The sequence below is a fragment of the Streptomyces sp. NPDC034670 genome (genome assembly GCF_055574875.1).
Genome location: NZ_JBVITR010000007.1, coordinates 1 through 9,466 on the forward strand (window position 1 = coordinate 1; position 9,466 = coordinate 9,466).

Below are 9,466 nucleotides of genomic sequence, written 5' to 3' on the forward strand. Positions count from 1 at the left end.
CGCCCCGCGCCGGCATCTCCTGGACGCCTCTGCCTCTATCCCCCTCCCCCCCCCCCCCCCCCCCCCCCCCCCCCCCCCCCCCCCAGGCCCCGGGGGCATCCCGGGGCCCTGCCGGGGTGCCCGCCGCGCCGGGGGCTAGTGCGCCGGGCGGCCGCCCTTCCCCGAGCCCGGTGAGTCGGGCTGGGACTGCTCCACGACCGTCGACAGGTACAGCGCCTCGCCCATCTTCTCGATCAGCTCCAGCTGGGTGTCCAGGTAGTCGATGTGGAGCTCCTCGTCGGCCAGGATCGCCTCGAAGACGTTGGCCGACGTGATGTCGCCCTTGGTGCGCATGACGTCCACCCCCCGGCGCAGGCGGTCGATCGCCTCCAGCTCGATCTCCCGGTCGGCCTGGAACATCTCGGTCACCGTCTGCCCGACCCGGACGTGGAACAGCCGCTGGTAGTTCGGCAGGCCGTCGAGCAGCAGGATGCGGTCGGTGAGCAGCTCGGCGTGGCGCATCTCGTCGAAGGACTCCTCGCGCGTGTACCGGGCGAGTCTCGTCCAGCCCTTGTGGTCCTGGAGCTTGGAGTGCAGGAAGTACTGGTTGATCGCCGTGAGCTCGGCGGTCAACTGCTCGTTCAGGAGTTCGATGACCTCGGGGTCGCTCTGCATCGCGTGGGTTCCTTACGCGGGAACGGGCGGTTTGCGCCGCATGATTGCACCGCCGGGGCATATCTTCCAGTAAGTCCTCACTTAGTACGGAAGTCCGCGTTTCACCCGTTCACCCGCCTGTTGAGCCCTTTCGCCGGGGCCCGTTCGAAGGCATTGCCCCGGGTCTGTCAGGATGGAGGCATGGGTCAGCCGGCGGAACGGGAATCGGGGGAGCGCGCAGCAGGGGGAACGGCGCGGTTCGAGCTCCCGCCGGGGCAGCGACTGCAGCGGGGCTGGCCGGTCACGCACTACGGGCCGGTCCCCAAGTTCCGGCCCGACCGCTGGGAGTTCCGGGTCTTCGGGGCCACCGCCGACGGCGAGAAGCACGGCTGGAGCCACGAGGAGTTCACGGCCCTGCCGTACACCACCGTGGTGGCCGACCTGCACTGCGTCACCAAGTTCAGCATGGTCGGCGCCGAATGGGGCGGGATCCCGGCCCGGACCCTCCTGGACATCGCCCCGCCCGCGCCCGACGTCACCCACGTGATGGCGTGGGCGGAGTACGGGTTCAGCGCCAACCTCAGGCTGTCCGACTTCGCCTCCGAGCGCACCCTGTTCGCCACGCACAAGGACGGCGAACTGCTGACCGCCGAGCACGGCTTCCCGCTGCGCCTGATCGTCCCCCACCTGTACGCCTGGAAGGGCCCCAAGTGGGTCCGCGGCATCGAGTACATGACCGCCGACCGCCGGGGCTTCTGGGAGGAGCGCGGCTACCACAACATCGGCGACCCCTGGAGGGAGCAGCGCTACTCCTACCAGGAGGAGCCGGGGGAGGGCCCCGAGCTCTGACCCCGGGGCCGGCGGTCCGGCCGGCTCAGCCGTCCCGGAGCTTCTTCAGCCGTTCCACGTCCGCCGCGTGCCCCTCCTTGCCGCCCGGGGTCTCGATGACCAGCGGCACGCCCGCGGTCGCGGGGTGCGTCATCAGCTCCCGGAACGGTCCCTCGCCGATGTGGCCGGCGCCGATGTTCGCGTGCCGGTCCTTGTGCGCCCCGGCCACGTCCAGGGAGTCGTTGGCGTGGACCAGCTTCAGCCGCCCCTCGCCGACCGTGTCCACCAGCGCGTCCAGCGTCCGGTGCATCCCGCCGGGTTCGGCCAGGTCGTGGCCCGCCGCGAAGACGTGGCAGGTGTCCAGGCAGACGCCCAGCTTCGGATGGGCGTCCAGCGCCTCGAAGTACGGCCCGAAGTCCCAGGTCCGCGAGCACAGCGAGGCCCCCTGGCCCGCCGTCGACTCCAGCAGCAGGAACGGGTCGTCGTCCCGGGTGAGCTCGTCGAGCAGCGGCAGCATGTGCTCCCGCACCTGCCGCAGCGCCACCGGCCGCTCCCGCCCGCCGGTCGCGCTGCCGGTGTGCACCACCACGCCCAGCGCGCCGATCTCCCGGCCGCGCCGCAGGGAGTGCCGCAGCGACTCCACGGACCGTTCGACGGTCGCCCCGGTGTGGGACCCGAAGTTGATCAGGTACGGGGCGTGCACGTACACCGGGACCGACCCGGCCGCGCAGGCCGCGCGGAACGCCTCGTCCTGCTTCGGGTTCCCGGCCGGCGTCGCCCAGCCGCGCGGGTTGGCGACGAAGACCTGCACGGCCTCGGCACGCAGGTCACGGGCGTAGGACAGACCGACGGAGTGCAGGCCCCCGGCCACGGGGACGTGGCTGCCGACGGGGTTGCGGGCAGGGCCGGACGGGTGACTCTTCACCCGTCAAGGGTGTCACGGTCCCCCGGAACCCCCGACTCCGGCCCCGCCCCCGGATCCGGACCCCGCCCAGGTCCCCGGGCCCCGCCCAGGTCCCCGGGCCCCGCCCCGGCCCCCGGGCCCCGCCCCGGTCCCCAGGCCCCGCCCCGACCCGCCGGCGGATCCTCCCGCCGGCGGGTCCTTCAGCAGGTCCTTCAGCGGATCCTCAGGGTGATCGTCGAACCCTTGGGCGCGGTGTCCCCGCCGTCCACGGACTGGCCCCTGACGGTGTCGCCGAACAGCCCCAGCAGACCGCGGTCCTCCTTCACCCGGAAGCCCGCCTCCGCCAGCTTCTCCCTGGCCTCGTCCACGCTGTCGCCGACCACGTCCGGGACCTCGACCATCTCCGGGCCCTTGGACAGCGTCAGCGTCACCGTGTCGCCCTCGGCGGCCTCGCGGCCGGCCGGGGGGTTCTGCCGGGCCACCTGTCCGGCGTCGTGCCCGGAGTGGACCCGCTCGGCGGCGACCTTCACCTTCAGGCCGGCCTCCTCCAGCTCGGCGCGGGCGTCCTCGAGGCCGTCGCCGGTCACGTCGGGGACGGCCACCGGGCTGCCCTTGCTCACGGTGAGCGCCACCGCCGAGCCCGCGCGGACCTCGGTGCCCTTGACCGGTTCGGTGGAGACCACGGAGCCCCGCGGCACGTCCTCGCTGAACGCCCGGGTGACCATGCCCGGCTCCAGGCCCTCGTCCTCCAGCACGGAACGCGCCTCGTCCAGCCGGTAGCCGTCGAGGTCGGGCACCCGCACGGTCCGCGGACCCTTGGAGAGGACGAGCGACACCGGGGCGTCGCCGCGGACGCGGGCGCCGGCCTTCGGGTCCGTGCTGATCACCGTGCCCCGCTCCACGGTGTCGCTGTACGCCTCCTCGACGTCACCGACGCCCAGCCCGGCGTCCGCCAGCCGGTCCCGGGCCTCCTGCTCGGTCTTCGACAGCAGCGGCGGCACCTGGGTGAACTGGCCGGAGTTGATGTACCACACGCCCGTGCCCACCCCCAGGAGCAGCAGCACGGCCACGACGACCGCCGCCGGACCGCGCCGCGGCGCGAGGCGGCGCCGGGGCGGCGGCGGCGGGGACGGGAGCCTGCTGGTGCGCTGGAAGGAGCCCGGGCCGCCGCCGTCGTCCTCGTCGACGGGCAGCGGGCGGGATGGGGGGTCCCCCGCGCGAGCGAAGCCGAGCGTGGGGGACGTCAGCGCGCGCGGGATGACGCTCGTACGGTCCTCGGCGTTGTCGTGCTCCGCCGCCAGCGCCTGCGGCGGCACCGCGTCCAGCTGTTCCTCGCCGAGCCCGCCGCGCGCCTCGCGGGTCCGCGCGAGCAGCGCCACCGCGTCGTGCGGGCGGATCCCCGGGTCGCGCGCGGTCGCCGACGCGACCAGCTCGTCCAGCTCGTACGCCATGCCGGGCACCGCGGCCGAGGGGGGCGGCACGTCCTCGTGCAGGTGCTTGTAGAGGACGGTCGCGGGGGAGTCGCCCTCGTGCGGCTTCCCCCCGGTCAGCATCTCGTACAGCAGGATGCCGCAGGCGTAGACGTCCACACGGGGGTCGGCGGTCCCGTGCTCGATCTGCTCCGGCGCGAGGTAGGAGACCGTGCCCAGCACGGTCCCGCCGGTGTTCGTCACCGTGTCCACGGCCCTCACCAGCCCGAAGTCGGCGACCTTGACCCGGCCGTCGTCCCCGATCAGCACGTTCTCGGGCTTCATGTCCCGGTGCACGAACCCGGCCCGGTGCGCGGCGCCGAGCGCGGCCAGCACCGGCTCCAGGATGTCCAGCGCGGCCCGCGGCTGCAGCGCGCCGCGCTCGCGCAGCACGTCCCGCAGGGTGCAGCCGGCCACGTACTCCATCGCCAGGTAGACGTACGCCCCGTCGGTGCCCTGGTCGAAGACCTGCACCACGTTCGGGTGGGCCAGCCGGGCCACCGACTTCGCCTCGCGGATGAACCGCTCGACGAAGGAGCCGTCGGCCGCGAGGGAGGGGTGCATCACCTTGAGCGCGAGGATGCGGTCGAGGCGGGTGTCCACGGCCCGGTAGACCGTGGCCATCCCGCCGACCGCGATCCGCGCCTCGACGCGGTACCGCCCGTCGAGCACCTGCCCGACCAGAGGGTCCTGAAGGGTCGTGTCCACGCAGGCGAGTCTACGAGCCGGCGCCGGCGCCCCCGACCTCTCCGGCCCCGTCCGGGGCACGACTGCTGCCGACCTGTGACGCAACGCACGCGCCCGCCGCCCGCGCCGCCGGTCAGAACGCGGGCCGCTCCGGGTCCAGCACGGCCAGGCCCCGGGCGGGTGACGACGCCTCGGCGAAGTGCCTGCGCGGGATCCGCCCCGCCAGCCGGGCCAGCCGCCCCGCCTCCACCGCGTGCCGCATGGCGGCGGCCATCCGCACCGGGTCCTGCGCCCGCGTCACCGCCGACGCCAGCATCACCCCCGCGCACCCCAGCTCCATGGCCAGCGCCGCGTCCGACGCCGTGCCCGCCCCCGCGTCCAGGATCACCGGCACCCGCGCCCGCTCCACGATCAGCTGGAAGTTGTGCGGGTTGCGGATCCCGAGCCCCGACCCGATCGGCGACCCCAGCGGCATGATCGCCGCACAGCCGGCGTCCTCCAGCTTCCGCGCCAGCACCGGGTCGTCGTTGGTGTACGGCAGCACCGTGAACCCGTCGTCGACCAGCGTCTCCGCCGCCTCCAGCAGCTCGACGGGGTCCGGCAGCAGCGTGCGCTCGTCGGCGATGACCTCCAGCTTGACCATCTCGGTGCCCAGCGCCTCGCGCGCCAGCCGCGCGGTGAGCACGGCCTCCCCGGCGGTGTAGCAGCCCGCCGTGTTCGGCAGCACCCGGATGCCCAGCTTCTCCAGCACCGACAGCACCGACCCGTGCACCGACGGGTCCACCCGCCGCATCGCCACGGTCGTCAGCTCCGTCCCGGACGCGGTCAGGGCCCGCTCCAGCACGTCGAGGCTGGGCGCCCCGCCGGTGCCCATGATCAGGCGGGACGTGAAGGACGTCCCGCCGAGGACGAACGGGTCGTCGGCCATGGTCAGCCTCCCTGGACGGCGGTGAGCACTTCCACGCGGTCGCCCTCCGCCAGGGCGGTGGCGGGCCACTGCGCGCGCGGGACGACGGTCTCGTTCAGGGCGGCGGCCACTCCCGAGGACGCCGCGGTGAGCGACCGTACGACGGCGTCGAGGGGCGTGCCGGGCTCGACCTGCCGGGACTCGCCGTTGACCGAGATGTTCATGCGGGCTGCTCCGTGAGTGCGGCGGCGGTGGGGTGCCGGGGGGCGAAGCGGAGGGGGGTGAAGGGACGGGCCTCCTCCGGGAGCTCCCCGGTGGTCAGGACGTGCGCCAGGGCGTCGCCGGTGACCGGCGTGAGCAGGACGCCGTTGCGGTGGTGGCCGGTGGCCAGCACCAGCCCCTCCAGCGCGGTCGGGCCGAGCAGCGGCGCGTTGTCGGGGGAGCAGGGGCGCAGCCCGGCCCGGGCCTCCACCAGCGGCAGCTCGGTGATCCCGGGGACCAGCTCGTGGGCGTCGCGCAGCAGCTCGTACACCCCGCCCGCGGTGACGGTCGTGTCCCAGCCCCGCTCCTCGCTGGTCGCCCCGACCACCAGCTCGCCGCTCTCGCGCGGCACCAGGTAGACGTGGCTGCCGCGCACCACGGCCCGCACGGTCCGGCTCAGGAAGGGCGCCGAGCGCGCCGGGGGCTCGGGCATCGTCAACCGCACCACCTGCCCCTTCACGGGACGCACGGGCGGCAGCACGTCCTCGGGGACGCCCGCGAGCCGCCCGCTGAGGCTGCCCGCGGCCAGGACCACCCGCCCGGCGCCCAGCGCGGTGCCGTCGGAGGTGACGACGCCCGTCGCCCGGTCCCGCGCGACGGTGAGCCGCTCGGCCCGGGTGCGGTGGAGGGTCACGCCGGCCCGCTCGCACGCGGTCACCAGCGCCGCCGCCAGCCGTCGCGGGTCGATCTGGTGGTCGCCGTCGACCCGCAGACCGCCGCGCACGCCCGGCGCGAGCAGGGGCTCCAGGCGCCGGCACTCCCGCCCGGTCAGCCAGTGCGAGTCCAATCCCGACTGCTGCTGCAGCGCGTGCAGTTCCCGCAGGTGGGCGCGGTCGTCGGCGTCCAGCGCCACCGCGAGGGTGCCGCACCGGCGGTAGCCGAGGTCCCGTCCCGCGCACTCGGCCAGCTCGGCCGCGAAGTCCGGGTAGCGGCGCGCGGAGGCGAGGTTCAGGCCGAGCAGGGTCTGCTCGCCGTAGTGCAGTTCCGTGACGGCGGCCAGCATCCCGGCGGCCACCCGGGCGGCGCCGCCGCCCGGTTCGGGGTCCACCAGGGCCGTGGCGAGACCGCGCTGCGCGGCCCGCCAGGCCGTGACCAGGCCGATGATCCCGCCGCCGACGACGAGGACGTCCGGCGTGCGCGTGGACGACGCGGGTGACATGGGCGTCCAGCCCCTCCCTTCGCCGGCATGACCCGGATCAGGTTCGTACGGTCGGAGGCCGCCAGCCTCCCTCTCAGCCCGGTGCGTCCGGACTCCCGCGAGTGCTCTACGGTGGCCACCCTAGCCCGCGGGGCGTCGCACGCGTAAGGGAGGTCCGAAGGTGGCAGGTTCGCTCGACGGTCTGGTCCTCGCCCCCGTGGCCGATCAGGCCCCGGGGCAGGTCGGGACCCGCACCCGGTTCGCCTACCACGAGCGGGACGGCGAGGTCTGGGCCGAGTACGCGGGCGGCGACGTCGTGCGCGGACACCTGGTGGGCACCCGGGAGGGCGACCGGCTGGACTTCCGGTACGTGCAGCTCAGGCGGGACGGCACGACGGCCTCGGGGCACTGCGTGTCGACGGTGGTGGAGCTGCCCGACGGGCGGATACGGCTGGAGGAGACCTGGCGGTGGGAGTCGCGGCCGGGCAGCGGGACGAGCGTCGTGGAGCAGCTCGCGGCGGACGGACGCTGACTGACGCCCCGTCAGGCGCGCGTGGTCGCCCGCGGTCGCCCGCGGGTGTTCCGCGGACGGCTTCCGGGTGTTCTCCGGGTGTCCTCCGGGTGTCTAAGGTGATCGGGTGAGCGAGCAGAGGCAGGAACCGGGACCGTCCGGGCCGCGGCGGGTGGTGGTGGCGGGCGCGGGCATGGCCGGTGTGCAGACCGCGGTCGCCCTGCGGGAACAGGGCTTCACCGGCACCGTGACCCTGATCGGCGCGGAGCCCCACCAGCCGTACGACCGGCCGCCGTTGTCCAAGGCGATGCTGCTCGGCACGGCCGAGAGCTCCGCCTTCGACGTCGACTTCGAGACGCTCGGCGTCGAACTGCGGCTCGGCTGCGAGGTGCTCGGCCTGCGCCCCGGCGACCGCGAACTGGACACGGAGGCCGGGCCCGTCCCCTACGACGTCCTGGTGGTCGCCACCGGTGCGGAACCGGTCCGGCTGCCGGGCGCGGAGGGCGTCGCCGGCGTGCACCTGCTGCGCACCCTGGACGACGCCGAACGGCTGCGGCCGGTCCTCGCCCGGCAGCACGACGTCGTGGTGGTCGGCGCCGGCTGGATCGGCGCGGAGTTCGCCACCGCCGCGCGCGAGGCGGGCTGCGCGGTCACCGTCGTGGAGGCCGCCGGACGGCCGCTCGCCGGGACGCTGCCCGCCGAGGTGGCCGCCCCGATGACCGCCTGGTACGCCGAGGCCGGCGTCGACCTGCGCACCGGTGCGCGCGTGGAGCGCGTCGAGCCCGGTGCCGTGGTCCTCGGCGACGGCACGCGGCTGCCCGCGGGAGCCGTGGTCGTCGGCATCGGCGCCCGGCCCGCCACGGCCTGGCTGGCGGGCTCCGGGATCGCGCTCGGGGCGCACGGCGAGGTCGTCGCCGACCGGCACCTGGCGACCTCCGCGCCGGACGTCTACGCGGTCGGCGACTGCGCCTCCTTCCCCTCGGGGCGGTACGGCGAACGCCTGCTGGTCCACCACTGGGACAACGCCCTCCAGGGACCGCGCACGGTCGCCGCGAACATCCTCGGCGCGGCCACCGGCCGGGCGCCGGCGGTGTACGACCCGGTGCCGTACTTCTGGTCCGAGCAGTTCGGGCGCTTCGTCCAGTACGCGGGACACCACGGGGGCGCCGACCGGACCGTGTGGCGCGGGGACCCGGCCGACCCGGCGTGGACCGTGTGCTGGCTGAGGGGGTCGCGCCTGGTCGCGCTGCTGGCGGTGGGACGGCCCCGGGACCTGGCCCAGGGGCGCCGGCTGATCGAGGCGGGCACGGCGATGGACCCGGAGCCGCTGGCGGACCCGGCGCGGCCGCTGAAGTCGGCGATCGCGTGACGGACGCCGGACGCGTCCGCCCGGCTGGACGGGGCTGGCTTCCGACTGTCGGCGGCAGGTGGCAGGCTTGTTCCCGTGACCGAGATTGACGCAAAGATCGATGCTCTCGTCCCCGACTGGCTCACCCTTCCCGACATCGCCGAGAAGCTCGGCGTCGAGGTGACGCGCGTCCGGCAGCTGGTCAAGGAAGGCCAGCTCATCGCCGTACGCCGGGGTGAGAACCGTGCGCTGCACGTCCCCGCCGCCTTCATCGACGGGGACAAGGTCGTCAAGGGCCTGACCGGCACCCTGACGCTCCTGCGGGACGACGGCTTCACGGTCGAGGAGATGCTGGAGTGGCTGTTCACTCCCGACCCCACACTGCCGGGCACACCCGCGCAGGCGCTGAGCGAGAACCGCGGCACGGAGGTGAAGCGCCGCGCCCAGGCGCTCGCGGTCTGATCCACCCCTGACCGCCCGGCGTCCGCGGTCCGCGAACGCCGGGCCCGCACCGCACCGGCCGGCCGCCCGGGCCCTCCTCGTACGGCCCGGGCGGCGTCCCACGGGGCCGCCGCCCCGCCCGTCCCGGGAGCCGCCGGGCCGGGGGCGTCTCGCGGTTCTCCGCGGCACCGGCATAAGGTCCCCCTGCGGCGCACACGCCCCGGCCCGGGGCGGCCCGCCGGCGGGCCGTCCAGGGAGCCGGGACCGAACACCCCTACGACGGAACAAACCAACCACCAGAGAGGGATTCCCACGCACCAACACCGCAGCCGCCACCAC

10 protein-coding genes and 1 riboswitch are annotated in these 9,466 nt (G+C 75.0%); of the genes, 4 read left to right on the forward strand and 6 right to left on the reverse strand.

Translation table 11 applies throughout. From position 1 onward, the window contains the following. Positions 1-135 precede the first annotated feature (135 nt). Positions 136-654, reverse strand: a complete 519-nt coding sequence (gene bfr / locus ACZ56B_RS07260) for a bacterioferritin (RefSeq protein ID WP_468787193.1) — start codon at positions 652-654, stop codon at positions 136-138. Between the two features lie 180 nt (positions 655-834). On the opposite strand from bfr, the gene ACZ56B_RS07265 reads away from it, so the two are divergent. Continuing rightward, positions 835-1,482, forward strand: coding sequence for a sulfite oxidase-like oxidoreductase (locus tag ACZ56B_RS07265; RefSeq protein WP_468787195.1), 648 nt, complete (start codon positions 835-837; stop codon positions 1,480-1,482). 25 nt (positions 1,483-1,507) lie between these two features. Here the strand turns inward: ACZ56B_RS07265 and ACZ56B_RS07270 are convergent, their stop codons facing one another. The 5 genes from ACZ56B_RS07270 to thiO form a co-directional block, all read right to left on the reverse strand. Continuing rightward, positions 1,508-2,386 (reverse strand): deoxyribonuclease IV, encoded by an 879-nt coding sequence (locus tag ACZ56B_RS07270; protein ID WP_468787197.1) that lies wholly within the window; start codon positions 2,384-2,386, stop codon positions 1,508-1,510. A 191-nt stretch (positions 2,387-2,577) separates the two neighbouring features. Continuing rightward, complete coding sequence (gene pknB / locus ACZ56B_RS07275; RefSeq protein ID WP_468787199.1) at positions 2,578-4,542, reverse strand: Stk1 family PASTA domain-containing Ser/Thr kinase; 1,965 nt, start codon at positions 4,540-4,542, stop codon at positions 2,578-2,580. 112 nt (positions 4,543-4,654) lie between these two features. Further along, entirely contained in the window at positions 4,655-5,449 is a 795-nt protein-coding gene (locus ACZ56B_RS07280; RefSeq protein ID WP_468787201.1) for a thiazole synthase, read from the reverse strand. Between the two features lie 2 nt (positions 5,450-5,451). Continuing rightward, positions 5,452-5,652 carry a sulfur carrier protein ThiS gene (thiS, locus tag ACZ56B_RS07285; protein WP_468787203.1) on the reverse strand — a complete coding sequence of 67 codons (201 nt, stop codon included), beginning with the start codon at positions 5,650-5,652 and terminating at the stop codon, positions 5,452-5,454. Then, positions 5,649-6,848 carry a glycine oxidase ThiO gene (gene thiO, locus ACZ56B_RS07290; protein WP_468787205.1) on the reverse strand — a complete coding sequence of 400 codons (1,200 nt, stop codon included), beginning with the start codon at positions 6,846-6,848 and terminating at the stop codon, positions 5,649-5,651. Before thiO ends, thiS begins: the two co-directional genes overlap by 4 nt. Further along, positions 6,846-6,957: riboswitch (TPP riboswitch) on the reverse strand. Its footprint overlaps the gene before it by 3 nt. Positions 6,958-7,008: 51 nt before the next feature. Between thiO and ACZ56B_RS07295 the strand changes: the two genes are divergently transcribed. The 3 genes from ACZ56B_RS07295 to ACZ56B_RS07305 all read left to right on the forward strand — a co-directional run bounded on the left by ACZ56B_RS07295 (position 7,009) and on the right by ACZ56B_RS07305 (position 9,148). Further along, complete coding sequence (locus ACZ56B_RS07295) at positions 7,009-7,359, forward strand: avidin-fold protein (RefSeq protein WP_468787207.1); 351 nt, start codon at positions 7,009-7,011, stop codon at positions 7,357-7,359. Between the two features lie 106 nt (positions 7,360-7,465). Next, entirely contained in the window at positions 7,466-8,707 is a 1,242-nt protein-coding gene (locus ACZ56B_RS07300) for an NAD(P)/FAD-dependent oxidoreductase (RefSeq protein WP_468787208.1), read from the forward strand. A 75-nt stretch (positions 8,708-8,782) separates the two neighbouring features. Next, positions 8,783-9,148, forward strand: a complete 366-nt coding sequence (locus ACZ56B_RS07305) for an Rv2175c family DNA-binding protein (protein ID WP_468787210.1) — start codon at positions 8,783-8,785, stop codon at positions 9,146-9,148. Positions 9,149-9,466: the final 318 nt, after the last annotated feature.

What these genes read in the sequence shown, in the direction of transcription:
- ACZ56B_RS07280 (WP_468787201.1), bottom strand. Translation starts at nt 5,449, where the DNA reads ATGGCCGACGACCCGTTCGTCCTCGGCGGGACGTCCTTCACGTCCCGC.
- thiS (WP_468787203.1), bottom strand. Translation starts at nt 5,652, where the DNA reads ATGAACATCTCGGTCAACGGCGAGTCCCGGCAGGTCGAGCCCGGCACG.
- bfr (WP_468787193.1), bottom strand. Translation starts at nt 654, where the DNA reads ATGCAGAGCGACCCCGAGGTCATCGAACTCCTGAACGAGCAGTTGACC.
- thiO (WP_468787205.1), bottom strand. Translation starts at nt 6,848, where the DNA reads ATGTCACCCGCGTCGTCCACGCGCACGCCGGACGTCCTCGTCGTCGGC.
- ACZ56B_RS07265 (WP_468787195.1), top strand. Translation starts at nt 835, where the DNA reads ATGGGTCAGCCGGCGGAACGGGAATCGGGGGAGCGCGCAGCAGGGGGA.